Raw genomic sequence first — 17747 nt, 5'->3', positions numbered from 1 at the left:
TCGTTCGGCCGATAGTTCGATTCCTTGCAGCGAAGCATTTCAGTTGCTGACCCGCGCGCAAGTGTGCGGCAACGTGTCGCACGGTGCTGCGACGCAATAGATCGTTGCTAAATCGAGTGTTTATTACGGCCGGGCGTGCCCCTATTATGCGAGCGCTTACTATTGGAGAGCGGTCGAATGACGTTCGTTGAAGACGTAAAAAAGAGGCAATGGATATGAAAGGAAAGACTCTGCGCGGGTCGATGAGTTTCGTATCCGCGAGCCTCGTGTTGTTGCTCTCGGGTTGCAGCAACCTCGATATTCTGAATCCGAAAGGGAGTGTGGGCCTGGCGGAACGTGAGCTGATTGCCACGTCCACCTGGGCCATGCTGATCGTGGTCGTTCCGGTGATCGCGCTCACGCTGCTGTTCGCGTGGCGTTATCGCGCGTCGAATAAGAGCGCCGACTACCGTCCGGGCTGGACGCATTCCACCGGTATCGAAATCGCCATCTGGACGATTCCGACGCTGATCATTCTGTTCCTCGCCGTGTTGACGTGGAAGACCACGCACGAGCTCGACCCGTACAAGCCGCTCGAGTCGCAGGTCAAGCCGATCAACGTCGAAGTCGTCGCGCTCGACTGGAAGTGGCTGTTCATCTATCCGGACCTCGGCATTGCGTCGGTGAACCAGTTGGCGTTCCCGGTCGGCACGCCGGTGAACTTCACGATCACGTCCGACACGGTGATGAACTCGTTCTTCATCCCGCAGCTCGGCGGCCAGATCTACGCGATGGCCGGCATGCAAACGCGCCTGCATCTGATCGCGGACGAAGCCGGCAACTACGCCGGCGCGTCGGCGAACTTCAGCGGCAAGGGCTTCTCGGACATGAAGTTCCGTGCGCTCGCCACCTCGCCTGAAGAATTCAACGCATGGGTTGCGAAAGTGCGCGCTTCGTCGGACAACCTCAGCATGGACCGCTATCACACGGTGTCCGCGCCGACCGAGAAGGAGCCGGTGCGCTACTTCTCGAGCGTCGATCCGAAGCTCTTTCACAACATCATTGCCCGATACAACAACGGCAACGTCCTCGACAACATGAAGGACGCCAACTGTGCGCCAAAGGGCAAGGGGTAACGCATGTTCGGTAAACTTTCACTAGACGCGATTCCGTACCACGAGCCGATCATCATGGTTACGGCCGCGATGATCGCCATCGGCGGTGCGACGCTGCTGGGTCTGATCACCTATTTCGGCAAGTGGCGCTACCTGTGGACCGAGTGGCTCACGTCGGTGGACCACAAGAAGCTCGGCGTGATGTACATCGTCGTGGCGCTCATCATGCTGTTCCGCGGCTTCGCGGACGCGATCATGATGCGTCTGCAACAGGCTCTCGCTTATGCGAACCCGGGCTACCTGCCGCCGCACCACTACGACCAGGTGTTCACGGCGCACGGCGTCATCATGATTTTCTTCATGGCGATGGCGTTCATGATCGGTCTGATGAACATCATCGTGCCGCTGCAGATTGGCGCACGCGACGTCGCGTTCCCGTTCATCAACTCGCTCTCGTTCTGGATGACCGCGGTCAGCGCGATCCTGATCAACATCTCGCTGGTGATCGGTGAATTCGCGCAAACGGGTTGGCTCGCGTATCCGCCGCTCTCCGAACTGCAGTTCAGTCCAGGTGTCGGGGTCGACTATTACCTGTGGAGTCTGCAGCTCTCCGGTATCGGCACCTTGCTGACAGGCGTAAATTTCTTCGCGACCATCGTGAAGATGCGCGCCCCAGGCATGACGTTCATGAAGATGCCGGTGTTCACGTGGACGGCGCTTTGCACCAACGTGCTGATCATGGCCTCGTTCCCGATCCTGACCGTGACGCTCGCGCTGCTGGGTCTGGACCGCTACCTCGGCATGCACTTCTTTACGAACGATGGCGGCGGCAACGCCATGATGTACCTGAACCTGATCTGGGCCTGGGGTCACCCCGAGGTGTACATCCTGATCCTGCCGGCGTTCGGTATCTTCTCGGAAGTCGTGGCGACCTTCGCCAAGAAACCGCTGTTCGGCTACAAGACGATGGTGTGGGCGACCTGCGCGATCATGGTGCTGTCGTTCCTCGTGTGGCTGCATCACTTCTTCACGATGGGTTCGGGCGCTGACGTCAACGCGTTCTTCGGCATCGCCACCATGGTGATCGCGATTCCGACCGGCGTGAAGGTGTTCAACTGGCTGTTCACGATCTACAAGGGCCGGCTGACGTTCACGCCGCCTATCTTGTGGACCATCGGCTTCATGATCACGTTCACGATCGGCGGTATGACCGGCGTGATGATGGCGATCCCGGGCGCGGACTTCGTGCTGCACAACAGCCTGTTCCTGATCGCTCACTTCCACAACGTGATTATCGGCGGCGTGCTGTTCGGTTATCTGGCGGGCTTCAACTACTGGTTCCCGAAGGCCTTCGGCTTCAAGCTGAACGAAAAGCTGGGCAAGGCATCGTTCTGGTTCTGGCAGATCGGTTTCTGGGTGGCGTTCACGCCGCTGTACGTGCTCGGCTTCATGGGCATGACGCGCCGTATCAACCACTATGACAACCCGCTGTGGCACCCATGGCTGATTCTGGCCGCGGCCGGTGCGGCGCTGATCGCTATCGGTATCGCGTTGCAGGTGTTGCAGATCGTCGTCAGCATCCGCGATCGCAACCTGCCGCAGAATCGCGACCTCACTGGCGATCCGTGGAACGGCCACACGCTGGAATGGGCAATGAGCTCGCCGCCGCCGGTCTACAACTTCGCGATCATCCCGACGGTGCACAAGCTCGACGCGTTCACCGACATGAAGTCGCGCAAGGATACGCAAGCCAAGCCGGTGTATCGCGACATTCACATGCCGTCGAATACGTCCGCGGGTGTGATCGCGGGTCTGTTCTCGCTGGTGCTCGGTTTTGCCGGTGTCTGGCACATCTGGTGGCTGGCGATCGTCGGCCTGGTCGGCGCGATCGGCACCGTGATCGTCTATAGCTTCCAGAAAAACGAAGGCTATTACATCCCGGCCGCCACGGTCGCGGAAATTGAAGAGAAACGCTCTGGCGCTGGTGCGCGGGTCGCGTTGGAGGTGGATTGATGTTGACCAATACTATTGATGCCCACTCGCATCACGACGCGGACCACGTACCGTCGCAATCGGTGTTCGGCTTCTGGCTGTATCTGATGACCGACTGCATCATCTTCGCGGCGCTGTTCGCAGTGTTCGCGGTGATGGGCCACCAGTTCGCGGGCGGTCCGAGCGGCAAGGATCTGTTCGAGATTCCGGGCGTCGCGCTCGAAACGACCATGCTGCTCCTGAGCAGCATCACGTACGGCTTCGCGATGCTGGGCGCGCACAAGAACCGCAAGGGCGTGCTGCTGTTCTGGCTCGGCGTGACCTTCCTGCTCGGTCTCGCGTTCCTCGTGCTGGAACTGCGCGAGTTCTCGCATCTGATCGCCGAAGGCGCGGGCCCGAGCCGCAGCGCGTTCCTGTCGTCGTTCTTCACGCTGGTCGGCACGCACGGCCTGCACGTCACGTGCGGCCTGATCTGGATGGTGGTGCTCGCCATTCAGGTGATCAGCCACCGCGATCTGACCGAACGCGACATGATTCGCCTGACGTGCCTGAGCCTTTTCTGGCACTTTCTGGACGTCGTGTGGATCGGCGTCTTCACCTTTGTCTATCTCGCGAGCGTGATCTGAATGGACCATAGCCATAACGCCCACGCAGGTGAAAGTCACGGCAGCATCGGCAGCTATACGACGGGCTTTATTCTCTCCGTCGTTCTGACCGTCGCCGCTTTCGGCCTCGTCATGACCGGCACGTTGACGGGCGAGAATGCGCTGCTCGCGATCGCGGGTCTCGCGCTCGTGCAGATCGTCGTGCACCTGATTTTCTTCCTGCATCTGAATACGTCGTCGGAGCAGCGCTGGAATGTGATGGCGTTCGCCTTCACGCTGCTGACCGCGGTCATCGTGATCGGCGGCACGTTGTGGGTCATGCACAACATCAGCATGCACATGATGTCGCGCTAAACGAACGAGCATCCCGTTCGACACGAAGCCCCGCAAGGCGAAAGTCTTGCGGGGCTTTTTTCGTGCGGCGAACGCGGACGCGAACGTGCCGGGCGCCTGAAGCGCCTAAGCGCCCAAAGCGCGTCGACGATTGACCGCAGCGGCAAACTCGCGTTAGGATCGTTTCCATGATCGCTTCTATCCTTTCCCGTCCGCATTCTTCGCGCGCATGCTGTCGCGGCCTGCCGAGGGGAGCTCGCGTCTAGCAAGTCGATCTGCGCACATCCGCATCCCTGAGGCCACCCGTCACGCGACCGGTGGCCTTTTTGCTTTTGAACGCCTTTTTGAACACCCGGCGCCTGGAGACATCACATGCCGCTTCGCCTGTACGACACCTGGACGCGCAGCGTGCGCGAATTCACGCCGATTCATCCGGATCACGTCGGCCTGTATTGCTGCGGCCCGACGGTGTACGACCACGCGCATATCGGCAATCTGCGGACCTACGTGTTCGAAGACGTGCTGCGGCGCGCGCTGGTGTTGAACGGATATAACGTGCGGCACGTGGTGAACATCACCGATGTCGGCCATCTGGTGTCCGATGCCGACGAAGGCGAGGACAAGATGGAGAAGGGCAGCCGGCGCACTGGCGAATCGGCGTGGGCGATCGCCGAGCGGTACACGGCGGCCTTCATGAACGACTGGCGCGCGCTCAATCTGCTGGAGCCCGCGCTGTGGTGCCGCGCGACCGATCACATCGCCGAGCAGATCGACTTTATCGCCGAGCTCGAGCGCAACGGCTACACCTACCGAACGGCCGACGGCGTCTATTTCGACACCGGCAGGCAGGATGACTACGGCTATCTGGCGCGTCTAGATGTGGCGGGCTTGCAGGCGGGCAAACGTGTCGCGTCCGGCGAGAAGCAGCGCGCGACCGATTTCGCGCTGTGGAAATTCAGTCCTCCTGGCGCTACGCGGCAAATGGAGTGGGACAGTCCGTGGGGCCGCGGCTTTCCCGGCTGGCATATCGAGTGCTCGGCGATGTCGGCGAAGTATTTGAGCCCGTGGTTCGACATTCATTGCGGCGGCGAAGATCATATCCCCGTGCATCACAGCAACGAGATCGCCCAAACCCAGGCGCGCCACGGCACGCGTCTCGCCAACTTCTGGATGCACGGCCATTTCCTGTTGCTGGACGCCGGCAAGATGTCGAAGTCGGGCGGCGATTTCATACGTTTGCAAACGCTCATCGAGCGCGGCAACGATCCGCTCGCGTATCGCTATCTATGCCTGGGCGCGCACTACCGCAGCAGCCTGCGCTTCAGCGAGGCCGCGCTGGATGCCGCGCAAGCCGCACTGGATCGTTTGCGCCGGATCTATGCGCAATGGCCGCGAGGCGGTACGGCGGATGCGTCCGCCGTGGCGCGCTTCAAGGCGGAGGTCGATCACGATCTGAACCTGCCGCGCGCGCTCGCGGTGCTGTGGGACGTGGTCAGAAGCGATCTGCCGCCGGCAACGCGAAGGGCGAGCGTCGATTGCTTCGATGTGGTGCTTGGACTGGGTCTCGCCGATTGGAAGGACGTCGATACGCCCGAGCTTCCGGCCGGGATCGCGGCCCTCGCCGATCAACGCGAAAGAGCCCGCGCCGCGAAGCAATGGAGCGAAGCGGATCGTCTGCGCGACGTGATAACGGCGGCCGGCTGGCTGGTGGAAGACAGCGCGGGCGGCCAGATATTGCGGCTGCGCGACCAGACGAAGTAGCAGGAAAATCGACGTGGTGAGCGCGTTCAGGCTTGCGCGCTCGCCACGCCACGGCGCAGACAGGTGGCGCCGTTTGCATTTGGGCCTGCTGCGGCACTACAGCGGCACCACCTTCAGTTCCTTGTGCGAAGGCAGCGGGTCGAACGGGAAGTAGACCGGTCCGCAGCCGAAATGAACCGGCGGGCATGGGCTCCAGCCGCGTTCGATGTGCATCGGCTGATCCAGTCCGCCGCAACCGGAAGGTGCTTCACGCGTCAGATACGCAATACCGCCGCGAACGGATAGCGATGCCGCGCGGTCGAGTTCGTCGAGGCGGGCGAGGTCTTTGAGGACGAGCGTTTTCATGGTGGATCTCCAGCGGAGTGAGTGCATCGAGGTGGATCGAGGAGAGCGGAAAAATGCCGCGCTCATGTCCGCTGGATGCACGCACCATGCCATCGGCGCTAAAGCGGCATGCCACATGCTTTTCCGCGATTTGCCCGCGGTGGTGTGATGGCGAGCGGCCAACTCGGTGCATAACGAGTGTCGGCAATTCAGCGACATCCGTCTGCCGCGTCATGCTGTGGTGAGGCGCGCTGAAAATCACGTCACAATAGACGGCCACCGCGAACCCTGCGCCTCGCGCGCAAGGTTCACGGAATCCCGTCAGCAAGGAAAGGAGAACGCATGAGCCAGATCAAAGCCGTCGAATACGCCGCGGCGTCGCCGGAAGTCAAAGCCGTGTACGACGATATCAAGCAGACCCGCCAGGTCGACGACGTCAACAACTTCTGGAAGTACATCGCCCAGCATCCGCCAACTCTCGCGCGCACGTGGGACAGCCTGAAGGACGTGATGGCGCCCGGCGCGCTCGATCCGCTCATCAAGGAACTGCTTTATGTCGCGGTGAGCGTGACGAACAATTGCGGCTACTGCGTGGCGAGCCATACGGCGGCCGCGCGCCGCGCCGGCATGACCGACGAGATGTTCGGCGAACTGCTCGCGGTCGTGGGCATGGCGAATGAGACGAATCGATTGGCGGTGGGATACCGGGTGCCGATCGATCCGGCTTTCGAGTAAGGGCGGCGGAGAGCGTCAGCGTCGGCGCGATATTTTCCGCGCCGTCGCCGTCGCCGACGCGGGCTGTGGCGCGAAGGCCGGCGTCGAAGCCAGCGCCTTCGTCAGTGCGTTTGGGCGCGCCATCCGGCCAGCAAAGCGGGCAATGCGCGCATGTCCCTGAACACATGCGTGGCACCCGCGCCATGCAAAGCGGTCGCGCTGCTGTGGCCGAGTTCGAGCGGGCAATAGCCGAACACCGTAGCGCCCGCAGCCACGCCCGCGGTCGCGCCTGTCACCGTGTCCTCGATCACCGCGCAACGGTGCGGGTCCACGTCCAACGCGGCAGCCGCCGCGAGATAGACATCGGGAAAGGGCTTGCTGCGGGGCATTTCGTGGCCGCTGAAAACGCGTCCTTCGAAACAGTCGAAAATGCCCGCCTTCATCAGTTGCATTTCCACTTTGATACGGTCCGCGCCCGACGCCACCGCAATGCGTCCGTTCAATGCCGCATGAAGCGCGCGCACCGCGTCCGGCGCGCCGGGAATCGCGACCAGTTCGAGATCCAACGCCGCATTGCGTCGCTCGCGGAATTGCATGAGCCAGTCGGTCGTGATCGCGACGCCGGTGCGCGCTTCGATCAGCGCGGCTTCGTCCCGGACGGCTTTGCCGACGAAAATACGCATCGTCTCCTCGACGCTCAAATGCCAGCCCAACTCCCCCAGCATCTCGGTGAGCACGCGGTTGGTGATGGGCTCTGAGTCGACGAGCACGCCGTCGCAGTCGAAGAGTACGGCGTCGAAGGGGAAATCGGCCATCGGGCAGGGTACGGATAGAGTTCGCGGAACCGGCAAGGATACCTCACCGGCTCGCGCGCCGCGGCGCAAAGGCCGCGTGTGCGGCCTTCGCAGCACGACGACACATGCAATCTCAGTTCTTGTACCCGTCGCTGAGCGTCTTCATGAACGCGATGATGTCCTGAATATCCTCATCGCTCATTGCCGGCTGATCGCCGAACTTGCGGTCGAACGGTGCGTCGGCCACGTCCACGTTGGCATGGTACTGAGCCGGCAGATCGTTGTACTTCTGCACCTTGCCCGACGCATCGCGCGGATAGATTTTCTCCGGCGACGTATTGCGCAGATTGTAGAAGTCCATCACCTGCTTCAGATCGTGGTACACGCCGTTGTGGAAAAACACCTTGCGTTCAGCCGCATTACGCAGCGTCGGCGTGAGGAACATGCCGCAATACTGTGTCTGTTTGGCGAGGTCGTCGCGGAACGGGCCGCACACGCCCATATCGAAGAACTTCGGATCCTTGTTGGCGGGAATCGCCGGATTGCGCGGCACGCCGAGCGCTTCGTACTGCGTGTCGGTGAACACCGGCGGCAGGCCGTCCTTGCTCGGCTGGCTCAAATGGCAGCCGGCGCAGTTCGCCTTGTCCTTGTCGTTGAACAACTGCAAGCCGTGCAGCTCGGCGTGCGTCAGGCGCGCCTTGCCTTCGAGCCAGTAGTCGTACTTGCTGCTGAAAGAATGGAACGACTGGTCCTCGATCTGATAACGCCCGACGGCGAACATCGCCTCGGAAATCATCAGACTCGGATTGGTGACGATACCCGGCCCGAAGATCTGTTTGAATTGATCCAGATACCTGGTCGCCAGCAGTTTGTGAGCGACATCCTCGGGCGTTGCGTTGGCCATTTCCACCGGGTTGGTCAAAGGTCCGAGTGCCTGGTCCTGCAAAGTATCGACGCGGCCGTCCCAGAACAATCCGCCTTGCGGCACCATCGCCGCAGCGGCGGGCGCGGCGAGCGCCGTTTTCTGCGCGCGCTGCACGCCGGCGGCTTGCGTGGCCAGTTGCGTCATATCCACCGGCACGTCGGTGTCGCCCTGATCCGGGCCAATGCTGAACGGCGCCTGACGATACAGATACGTGAGCGACGGCGGCGGACGATAACCCGCCTGGTTCATATGCGCGCCGCCGAGCTGCACCGGAAACGCGTTATCCGGTGCATACGAATGCTGCGGCGAGTGGCACGACGCACACGACTGCGTGCCCGACGCGGACAAACTCGGGTCGAAGAAAATCTGTTTGCCGAGCAGCGCCACGGCGCTCAGCGGCACATTCTGCGGACGCATCAACGTCACCGGATGCGGATTCGCGCCGGTGATTTCCTCGACGATCTCGCCGACGGCGGACGGCACGCGCTCCGGATACACGAGCGCGTACGCGCAGTAGACGATGCACGCGAGCACGATGCCGGCCGCGCTCCACGCGAGCAGCTTGAGCCACGAGCGGCGGGTAATCACGGGACCGGGCTCGCCGCCCGCGGGCAGATGCGAAGGCAAGGCGGCGTCAGAAGGAGGGTTCATGGCGGTGATGACAGATGATTCGATCAGCTTCGATAAAAAGCAAAATCGAGCCAGCACGTTTGCACTGGCTCGACGCCCAACTACGGCATGGGATGCGCGACACTTTTCGCTGTGCGCCGCCGCGCTGCGTGAGGCACGCATGAGACTCGTGCATCACGCAACGGCAAGCGGAACAGAAGAGCGCGGCGCACGTCCGCGGATCAGATCGCCGGCGCCGCTGCCAGCTTCGTACCCAGGTTCTGATCGAGGAACAGCGGCGGATTGTTGCCCGAGCCCGTGAAGTTGAACATGTTCATGATGCTGCCCGCCGTCGCGTCGAACGAACCACCGCCCAGGCGTTGACCGCCCAGCCAGTTGTCCTCGATGAAGCGCACCACGGAAGCCTGCGTGATCGGCGTATCGTCGACGAAGTTGACCTTCGCCCACGGCGACACCACGATAAACGGCGTGCGCGTACCCGGGCCGCAACGGCCGTTGACCACGCCGCCGTTCACGCCTTGCGGCTGCACTGCGCCCGCTGCCGTGCACTGACCGACGCCGCTCAGGTTGTCGGTGCCCGCCACCGTCTTGCCGCCCGCGGATTGCGCCGTGGTCGAATCGAACGATGCGCTCGTCGGTGCCTTGTAACGGTGGTCGTACCAGCCGTCCGAATCGTCGTAGGCGATGATCACGGCGGTGTTCTTCCAGTCAGGCTGCTGTTGCAGGAAGTTGATTACCTTCGTCACGAAAGCCTGTTCGTCGATCGGGTCCGAATTGCCCGGATGGCCGTCGCCGATCGCCGGCGCCTTCAGGAAGTTGACGGAAGGATAGTTGCCCGCCTTCACCGCGGCGAAGAAGTCGTCGGTATCGTACTGGTGGTGCACCGGCGTTGCCGTGTTGTCGAGCGGATCCGTGGAGCCGATCACCGCCGCCGACGACGGACGCGTATGCGCCAGGTTGGCCGTGCTCGCGTAATACTGGAACCACGCGTGATGCTGCACGTAGTCGGCCTTGGTTGCGTTCAGCACTGGCGAGAAGGTCGAACGCAGGCAGCCGGTCGTGCCGTTGGCGTTGACGGTCTGCAGGTTGAAGCCGCCCATGAAGCCGCCCCACGTCAGGCCCTTCGCGTTGAGCAGGTCGCCGATGTTCTTGTTATTCGACGACATCGCGCCGGTCGGCGCGCTCTTTGCCGCGATCGTGCAGACGTCGCCGGTCGGGTCGAGGTCGCCGATCATCGTGAAGCTGCCTGCCGAGTCGGGAATCGCGTTGGCCGACGTGCCGCCGGTCACGACGACGCCGTTGTTCTGGCCGGACACCACTGCGAGCGCACCCGGCGTCGACGGACCGTACGTGTCCGTGTAGGCGTTCTGGTTCATCGCGAAGTTCTGCGCGTAGTTCCACAGAGCCGTGACCGTGTTGCCGTCGAAGTAGCCGAGCACCTGGCCCTTCGTCGCGAACGCGCCGGTGCTGCCGGCGATCGTCGAGTTGGCTGCGGTGAAGAGCGGGAACGAGTCCATCGCGCCGTTGTTATAAGCGAGTTCTTCGGCGGCGTAGGCGTGGTTCTGGCTCGACGTATTGGCTTGCGAGCGGTCCAGGCGGAACGGCAGCAGATCGGCTGCGGGCAGGCCGAGACCCGCGATCGTCACGCTGCCGACCGTGCGGCCCGCCGTGTTCGGCGAGGTGGCCAGCGCGTTCGGGTTGGCCGTGATCAGGTTGTTGCTGCTGAGGTTGTCGACCGCCGGCGTGCCCGCGGCTGCCACGAATTGCGGCTCGCCAGTCGGGTTGGACGCGTTCGGGTAGGTGCCGAAGTAGTGATCGAACGAAACGTTCTCGCCGAAAATCACCACGACGTGTTTGATCGGCGTGGCCGTGGCCACGGCGTCCTGAGCCGATACCACCTGCGCAGGCGAGTTCACGCTGTTGTTGCCGCAAGCTGCGAGCGTAAGCAGCGCCGCAAACGGGATGGGTAAGAGGGTTCTACGGAACATTTGAAAGGCTCCAGATTCGACTTCGCCGTTCAGCGTTTGCATCGACGTAGGTGTGGATGTTCGCTGGGGATATTGTTAGAAATGCAACTGGTGCTAGTGGTCTTACCGCGACAAACTGCGCGCATTGGACCACTTGATAATTAAGATTTCGGGGCGTCAACCTTACCGAAGCCCTCGTTTCTTATTCATTTGCCTAACCCTTGCTGTCGTTCCGCTGACGCGTCACGGGAATGCGGCTATGCGCTGCGACTCTGCGCCTCGCGTTTCATCGCCGCTTTTCGCGCATCCTTCTCTCCTTTTGATTTTTGACGCGCCCGCGGCGACGGATTTTTTCCGCTGCCGCGTTCAACAGGAAACGGAGCCGCTTTCCGGCTTCGGCTTTAATGGGAGAAACCAACATGACATCCACCAAACCGGTTCGCCTGCTTACCGCCATGCTGACTGCCGCGCTGACCGGCGCCGCCGCGCTCAGCGCCGCGCCGGCCTTTGCGCAGGTTGTGGTCGTCGCGCCGATGGCGCCGCCTGCGCCGCGCGTCGAAGTGGTGCCGCCGCCGCGTGCGGGCTACGCATGGGATCCGGGCCACTGGCGTTGGGTCGAGGGCCGTTATGTCTGGGTGGGCGGCCACTGGCAGGCAGTGCGCGTCGGTCATCGCTGGGTGCCGGGGCACTGGGTGGCGCGTGGTCCCAACTGGCGCTGGGTGGAAGGCCATTGGGCATGACCCGGTAGCACCACGGCTGTCGTCGTTTTTGACCCGCTGCGTCCACCAACCAGGCAAACTGCCATGAAAACGCTCGTGATGATTCTGCTGGCGGCCACGCTCGCCGGCTGTGTGGTGTACCCGGCGCGGCCGGCCTACTATCGGCCGGCGGTCGTCGTATATTGATTGCGCTTGTGCGTGCCGAGAGGCGCTGTTTTTTCGATCCGCGCGCACCGTTCGAACCGGTGCGCGCGCAACCATCCGTGTGAGGTGTCTTGAGCGAACGCGACCCCGACGCGGAATTGCTCGAACAGGTCGGCCGGCAAGATCCGGGCGCCGTCCGCTCGCTCGTCTTGCGCAAGCTGCCGCGTCTGCTTGCGCTCGCCACCCGCATGCTGGGCGACCGCATGGAAGCGGAAGACGTGGCGCAGGAGGTGTTCGTGCGTATCTGGAAACAGGCGTCGCGCTGGCGGGAAGGCGAGGCGAAGTTCGACACGTGGGTTCATCGCGTCGCGCTCAATCTCTGCTATGACCGGCTGCGCGGCCGGCGCGAAGAGCCGCGCGACGAGATGCCGGAGGAGGTCGACCCTGCGCCGCTGCCTGAGGCCGGACTCGAAGCGCGCGCCCAGAACCAGCAGGTTCGCGATGCGCTCGCCGCGTTGCCGGCACGTCAGCGCGAGGCGCTGGTACTCAATTATTACCAGGAGATGTCGAACACCGACGCCGCGGCCCTGATGGGCATCAGCGTCGATGCGCTGGAAAGCCTGCTGGCACGCGCGCGCCGCAATCTGCGCGCTCAACTGGCCGGCAGCGGCCTTAGCAAGGACAAGTCATGACGCCCGAAAGATTTCAGCAGATCGTTGAGGCCTACGGTGCCGAGCCGCCCCGCTGGCCGCAAACGGAGCGCGCGGCGGCGCAGGCTTGGGCGCAGTCGCATCGCGCCGAAGCCGAGGCGCTGCTGGCGCAGGCGGCCGGCGTGGATGCGTGGCTCGCCGCCGACAAAGTCGAGCCGCCGGGCGCGGCGCTGCTCGAGCGCGTGCTCGGCAGCGCGCCGGTGCGGCAGCCGGCGGCGCCGCGACGCCGCCTGTGGTGGTCGGGAGCGGCGGTCGCGGGCGTTGGGCTGCTGGGCGGCGTAGCCGGCGCTCTCGCCGTATCGTTCTTCGTGTTGACGGAGACCGGCGTGCAGGCACCGCTCGCGCATGAGTCGTCTTATTTAACTTCGAGCTTCGGTGGGTCGTCCGCCGATTGGAGCGACGAATGAACGGCCGATCATGGAAAGTCGTGCTGGTGGCCTCGCTGGTGCTGAATGTTTTTCTGGTGGGCGCGATCGTCGGGGGCGCCTATCAATGGTTTGCCGCGCGCGGCGCGACGGCGCCCGTGCTGGCGCAACAGCGCGCGCTGCGCTTCGCCGCGCAAACGCTGTCCGCCGAGCGCCAGAAAGCCTTTATCGACGGCCTGAAAGATGCGCGCCGCGAGGGCCGGCAATATGCCCGCGAGGGCCGCGAAGGGCGGCGCGAAGTGGTGCGTCTGCTGGCGGCGCCGCAGTTCGATCGTGCCGCGCTGGACGCCGCGCTCGAGCGCACGCGCGAGGCTGACAGTCATCTGCGAGCGCAAGTGGAAGGCAGTGTGGCCAACTTCGCGGCGACCTTGTCGCCCGAGGAGCGGGTTCAATTCGCCGACAGCCTGAAGGTGCGCGGGCAATGGCGTGAACCCGCGACCACGCCCAATGTAAAGAAGCCGGCGAATCAGGCATCGAGCGAAACTTCGGGCGAGTAAAAAACCTGCGGCAGGCGCGACGGTTTTTTGCGTGACAGCCGTTTAAAGACTATCCACAGCCGAAGAGGATGGTATGGCCAACTCACCGAACCTGAACGCCGCGGCGATTGCGCTGAACCGTTTCGGTCTGGGTGCGCGTGCCGACGACACGCCGCCCGCCGATCCGAAAGGCTGGCTGCTCGCGCAGTTCGAACAGTATCAGGCGCGGCCGGCCGCGTGGGCGAATCAGCCCGACTCGGTGGCGCTTTCTACTGAACTCGTGCAGCAGCGCATGCAGTTGAATCAGCAGGCGCGTCAGAATGCGAGCGAGGGCGCGGCGACAGGCCCCGCGAACCCACAGAACCTGACCATGCCTGATGGGCAAACCCGTACTCAGGCAAACGCAGAAGCAAACGTACGAGCAAGCGCACGAGCAAACGGGCAGGCGGACACAGCCAACTCAACGCAAGCAGACGCGCAAACTGCCAGGCAAGCCGAACGAAAAGCGATTCGCGGTGAAATACTCGACATGTACCGCTCATCGGTAAATGCACGGGTGACGAGCGCGCTGACCACGCAGACGCCGTTCGTCGAGCGGCTGGTGCATTTCTGGTCCAACCACTTCGCGGTCTCGACCGAAAAGCCCGGCGTCGCCGCGCTGGCCGGTTCATTCGAGGCCGAAGCGATTCGCCCGCATGTGCTGGGCCGCTTCGAAGACATGCTGGTGGCCGTCGAACGTCATCCGGCCATGCAGGTGTTTCTCGATCAGACGCGCTCGGTCGGGCCGGACAGCATGGCGGCCATGCGCGCCGCGCAACGCAATCCGGAGCGCAAACGCGGTCTGAACGAAAACCTCGCGCGCGAAATCATGGAGTTGCACACGCTCGGCGTGCGCAGCGGCTACAGCCAGGACGACGTCACCGAATTCGCCCGCGCACTGACCGGCTGGAGCGTCGCGGGTAATCCCGCCAACCCCGGCAATGCCGGCAATGCCGGCAACAAGAGCCGGCTGGCCATGCAGCAGAACGCGGCGCCGGGCACCTTCGTGTTTCGCGCCGCGCTGCACGAACCGGGTTCGCGGACCATCATGGGCCGCCGCTACGACCAGCCCGGAGAGGAGCAGGCGCTCGCGATCCTGCACGACCTCGCGAGCGCACCCGCGACCGCGCAGCATATCGGCGGCAAGCTGGCCCGTCATTTCGTCGCCGATAATCCGCCGCCCGGAGTGAGCGAACATCTGGCCAGCGCATTCGAGCGCAGCCGCGGCGATCTGCCAACCGTCTACCGCGCGTTGATCGACATGCCGCAAGCGTGGTCGCCCACGGCCGTCAAATTCAAAACGCCTTGGGAGTGGACCATTTCCTCGATGCGCGGACTCGGCTGGCAGGACCTCGGCAAGATGCAGACGGCGCCCATTCTCACGCAGCTCGGCCAGCCGGTATGGCGTCCGGGTTCGCCCGCCGGTTACGACGACATCGCCGCGAGTTGGGCCGCGCCCGACGCGCTCGTGCGCCGGGTCGAAGTAGCGCAGCGTTTTGCGTCGCGAGTGGGCGACCGGCTCGATGCGCGCGCGCTCGGCCAGACCCTGCTCGCCGGTTCGCTCAGTGTGCCGACGGCCACGGCGGTATCGCGTGCCGAAAGTGCGTCGACGGCGATCGCTTTATTGCTGGTCTCGCCGGATTTTCAACGGAGATGAATGCCATGCTGTCACGCCGCAAATTTCTGAGCGTCGCCGCTGCCGGCGCGGGCGCGATGCTCGTGTCGCCGCGGATCGCGTTCGCCAGCGTCGCCACCGAGAGCCGTTTCGTGTTCGTGATCCAGCGCGGCGCCGCCGACGGTCTGAACATCGTCGTGCCGTACGCCGAACCGGCCTATGCCACACTGCGCGGCGCGCTTGCTATCGATACGTCGAACGCGCCGCGCCTCGACGGCACCTTTGCGCTGCATCCCGCGATGGTCCAGACCGCGGCGATGTATGCGAACCATCAGGCGCTGTTCGTGCACGCGGTGGCGTCGCCGTATCGCGACCGTTCGCACTTCGACGGACAGAACGTGCTCGAGACCGGCGGCACATCGCCGTATCAGATGAAAGACGGCTGGCTGAACCGGCTCGTCGCGCAATTGCCGGCCACGCGTGAGAACGCGATCGCGTTCGCGCCGACCGTGCCGATGGCGTTGCGCGGCCCGGCGGCGGTGACGTCGTATGCGCCGTCGGCGCTGCCGCAAGCCCCCGACGATCTGCTCATGCGCGTCTCGCAACTCTACGATCAGGACGCGCAGTTGCGTCCGCTGTGGGAGTCGGCGATGACTGCGCGCGGTCTCGCGGGCGACGCCGGCGCGCGCCAGGATCCGGCGAGTCTCGGCAAGCTCGCCGCGGGTTTTCTGTCGCGCGAGAACGGGCCACGGATCGCGATGATCGAGACCGGCGGCTGGGACACGCACAGCGCGCAGAACGCGCGCCTCGCCAATCAGTTGAAGGCGCTCGACACGATGCTCGCGTCGTTGCGCGACGGCATGGGCCCGCTGTGGAGCAAGACCACGGTGCTGGTCGCGACGGAATTCGGCAGAACCGCCGCCGCCAACGGCACGGGAGGCACCGATCACGGCACGGGATCCGTGGCGATGGTGCTCGGCGGCTCGGTGCAGGGCGGACGCGTGATCGCCGACTGGCCGGGTCTCGCGCCGCACAATCTGTACGAGGCGCGCGATCTCAAGCCGACCACCTCGCTCGATGCATTGATCGCCGGCACGGCAAGCGAAAGTCTCGGGCTCGATCCGCAGCGCACCGCGAGCGCACTGTTTGGCCCAACGCCGGCGGGGCGGCCGTTGAGCGGCATCGTGCGCGCGTAGCGGTGGCGAACGGGTGTGAGCCTAAGCGGCCCAAGGCGCTAGCGCCGGCCACCCGCAAGCCGTCGCGCATCCGGCAGACGCCGCAAACGCGCCATCGCGATACAGCCGAGCAGCGGGCCGACCGCAAGCATGCCGAAGGCGCCGCGCCAACCCGCCAACGCGACGACGTCCGGCACCAGATGAATGCTCACCAGCGTCAGCAGAAAACCCGCGCAGGTCTGCGCGGTCAATAACGTGCCGATCGACGCGGGCTCGGCAAGCTCCGCAATGCTCGCCGAGAACTGCGCGGAATCGGCGATCACGGAGACTCCCCAACACAGCGCCACGCAGCCGACCAGCCAGACCGGCGCGCCGAGCAGCCAGCCCATCAGCGCGGCGCACGCGCCGCTCACGGCCATCGCGCCGATCGTTACCGTGGTGCGGCCGAGCCGGTCTGCCAGCACGCCGCCGAGCCACGCGCCGAGCGCGCCCGCGGCGACCGCGCCGAAGGTTAGCCATTCGGCCGCCGAGCGCGGCTCTTGCATGCCGGCTGCCGCAAAGCTCGCTTGCAGGAATACGGCGAGCCACGCCCACATCGCGTACAACTCCCACATGTGGCCGAGATAACCGAGGTTCGCGAGGCGCAGCGCGGGGTTGCGCCAGGCGCCGGCCAGCGCGGACCATTCGATGCGCGTCGCGCGCGCCATATTCGGTCCGACGCCGCACAGCAGAATCGCCACGCCCGCGAGCAGCGCGCAGCACGCCGAGATGCCATAGATCGCGCGCCAGTTCGAACCGCCGAGCGCCGCCAGCAGATGCGGACTCGCCGAGCCGAACGTCAGCGCGCCGACCAGCAGGCCGATCAACAAACCGAGATCGCCTTTCGCCCAGGTCGCCGCGAGCCGCATGCCGACCGGATAAACGCCCGCCATGCAGATGCCGGTCAGCAGCCGCAGCAGGATGGCGAGCGGACTCGCCGGCGCGAGGAACACGAGACACGCGGTGGCCGCGCCCGCCGTCAACGCGCTGATCATGAAAAGCCGCCGGGGATCGAAGCGGTCGGCAAGCGAGAGCAGGGCGCTGGTGACTGTGCCGGCCACGAAGCCGGCCTGCACGGCGCTCGTGAGCAAGGTCGCTTGCAAGGCAGACAGACTCTCGGCCTGCCTGACGATCGCCACGACCGCCGACGATGAAAACCACACGCTCATCGCGCCCACCTGGCAGAGCAGCAGGATCACGAGCGAACGCGTCTTGCCGGCTGTCGCGCGGCTCGGTCGATGCGGGCTTGCCGAGGCTTCTTTCATG

17 protein-coding genes are annotated in these 17747 nt (G+C 64.2%); 12 read left to right on the top strand and 5 right to left on the bottom strand.

Annotated elements, in window-relative coordinates; translation table 11 throughout:
• Positions 1-215 precede the first annotated feature (215 nt).
• The 5 genes from cyoA to cysS all read left to right on the top strand — a co-directional run bounded on the left by cyoA (position 216) and on the right by cysS (position 5785).
• Positions 216-1115, top strand: coding sequence for a ubiquinol oxidase subunit II (gene cyoA / locus B0G81_RS12080; RefSeq protein WP_116123758.1), 900 nt, complete (start codon positions 216-218; stop codon positions 1113-1115).
• Positions 1116-1118: 3 nt separating this feature from the next.
• Positions 1119-3107 (top strand): cytochrome o ubiquinol oxidase subunit I, encoded by a 1989-nt coding sequence (gene cyoB, locus B0G81_RS12075; RefSeq protein WP_134135657.1) that lies wholly within the window; start codon positions 1119-1121, stop codon positions 3105-3107.
• Positions 3107-3712 (top strand): cytochrome o ubiquinol oxidase subunit III, encoded by a 606-nt coding sequence (cyoC, locus tag B0G81_RS12070; protein ID WP_106280903.1) that lies wholly within the window; start codon positions 3107-3109, stop codon positions 3710-3712. The genes cyoB and cyoC overlap by 1 nt, the downstream gene beginning before the upstream one ends.
• Positions 3713-4045, top strand: coding sequence for a cytochrome o ubiquinol oxidase subunit IV (gene cyoD, locus B0G81_RS12065; RefSeq protein ID WP_134135652.1), 333 nt, complete (start codon positions 3713-3715; stop codon positions 4043-4045).
• A 351-nt stretch (positions 4046-4396) separates the two neighbouring features.
• Positions 4397-5785, top strand: coding sequence for a cysteine--tRNA ligase (gene cysS / locus B0G81_RS12060; protein WP_134135649.1), 1389 nt, complete (start codon positions 4397-4399; stop codon positions 5783-5785).
• 96 nt (positions 5786-5881) lie between these two features.
• Here cysS and B0G81_RS12055 read toward each other — a convergent pair whose 3' ends face one another.
• Positions 5882-6130, bottom strand: a complete 249-nt coding sequence (locus B0G81_RS12055; RefSeq protein ID WP_134135647.1) for a hypothetical protein — start codon at positions 6128-6130, stop codon at positions 5882-5884.
• A gap of 321 nt (positions 6131-6451) precedes the next feature.
• Here B0G81_RS12055 and B0G81_RS12050 point away from each other — a divergent pair, with 321 nt between their 5' ends.
• A complete protein-coding gene (locus B0G81_RS12050; protein WP_134135645.1) occupies positions 6452-6844 on the top strand; it encodes a carboxymuconolactone decarboxylase family protein in 393 nt (130 codons plus the stop codon).
• A gap of 101 nt (positions 6845-6945) precedes the next feature.
• Here B0G81_RS12050 and B0G81_RS12045 read toward each other — a convergent pair whose 3' ends face one another.
• The 3 genes from B0G81_RS12045 to B0G81_RS12035 all read right to left on the bottom strand — a co-directional run bounded on the left by B0G81_RS12045 (position 6946) and on the right by B0G81_RS12035 (position 11160).
• Entirely contained in the window at positions 6946-7638 is a 693-nt protein-coding gene (locus B0G81_RS12045; RefSeq protein WP_134135642.1) for an HAD family phosphatase, read from the bottom strand.
• Positions 7639-7750: 112 nt separating this feature from the next.
• Positions 7751-9193, bottom strand: coding sequence for a cytochrome c peroxidase (locus B0G81_RS12040; protein WP_134135637.1), 1443 nt, complete (start codon positions 9191-9193; stop codon positions 7751-7753).
• Positions 9194-9393: 200 nt separating this feature from the next.
• Complete coding sequence (locus tag B0G81_RS12035; RefSeq protein WP_134135632.1) at positions 9394-11160, bottom strand: alkaline phosphatase family protein; 1767 nt, start codon at positions 11158-11160, stop codon at positions 9394-9396.
• A gap of 398 nt (positions 11161-11558) precedes the next feature.
• Between B0G81_RS12035 and B0G81_RS12030 the strand changes: the two genes are divergently transcribed.
• The 6 genes from B0G81_RS12030 (at position 11559) to B0G81_RS12005 (ending at position 16463) form a co-directional block, all read left to right on the top strand.
• Positions 11559-11879, top strand: coding sequence for a YXWGXW repeat-containing protein (locus tag B0G81_RS12030; protein ID WP_134135627.1), 321 nt, complete (start codon positions 11559-11561; stop codon positions 11877-11879).
• Between the two features lie 254 nt (positions 11880-12133).
• Positions 12134-12694, top strand: coding sequence for an RNA polymerase sigma factor (locus B0G81_RS12025; protein WP_134135623.1), 561 nt, complete (start codon positions 12134-12136; stop codon positions 12692-12694).
• The gene (locus B0G81_RS12020; RefSeq protein ID WP_134135620.1) at positions 12691-13119 is read left to right on the top strand and encodes a hypothetical protein; all 429 of its coding nucleotides are present in this window, start codon (positions 12691-12693) and stop codon (positions 13117-13119) included. Before B0G81_RS12025 ends, B0G81_RS12020 begins: the two co-directional genes overlap by 4 nt.
• Positions 13116-13634: a periplasmic heavy metal sensor gene (locus tag B0G81_RS12015; RefSeq protein ID WP_134135618.1), complete on the top strand. Its 519-nt coding sequence runs from the start codon at positions 13116-13118 to the stop codon at positions 13632-13634. Before B0G81_RS12020 ends, B0G81_RS12015 begins: the two co-directional genes overlap by 4 nt.
• A 73-nt stretch (positions 13635-13707) precedes the next feature.
• On the top strand, positions 13708-15309 hold the full coding sequence (locus B0G81_RS12010; RefSeq protein WP_134135616.1) for a DUF1800 domain-containing protein: 1602 nt from the start codon (positions 13708-13710) through the stop codon (positions 15307-15309).
• 5 nt (positions 15310-15314) lie between these two features.
• Positions 15315-16463, top strand: coding sequence for a DUF1501 domain-containing protein (locus tag B0G81_RS12005; RefSeq protein ID WP_134135614.1), 1149 nt, complete (start codon positions 15315-15317; stop codon positions 16461-16463).
• Between the two features lie 38 nt (positions 16464-16501).
• On the opposite strand, the gene B0G81_RS12000 is transcribed toward B0G81_RS12005, so the two are convergent.
• Positions 16502-17746 (bottom strand): MFS transporter, encoded by a 1245-nt coding sequence (locus B0G81_RS12000; RefSeq protein WP_134135613.1) that lies wholly within the window; start codon positions 17744-17746, stop codon positions 16502-16504.
• Between the last annotated feature and the right edge of the window lies 1 nt (position 17747).

The sequence above is a fragment of the Paraburkholderia sp. BL6665CI2N2 genome, assembly GCF_004366535.1.
Lineage (GTDB): Bacteria > Pseudomonadota > Gammaproteobacteria > Burkholderiales > Burkholderiaceae > Paraburkholderia.
This window is presented reverse-complemented; position numbering and strand designations above follow the sequence as displayed.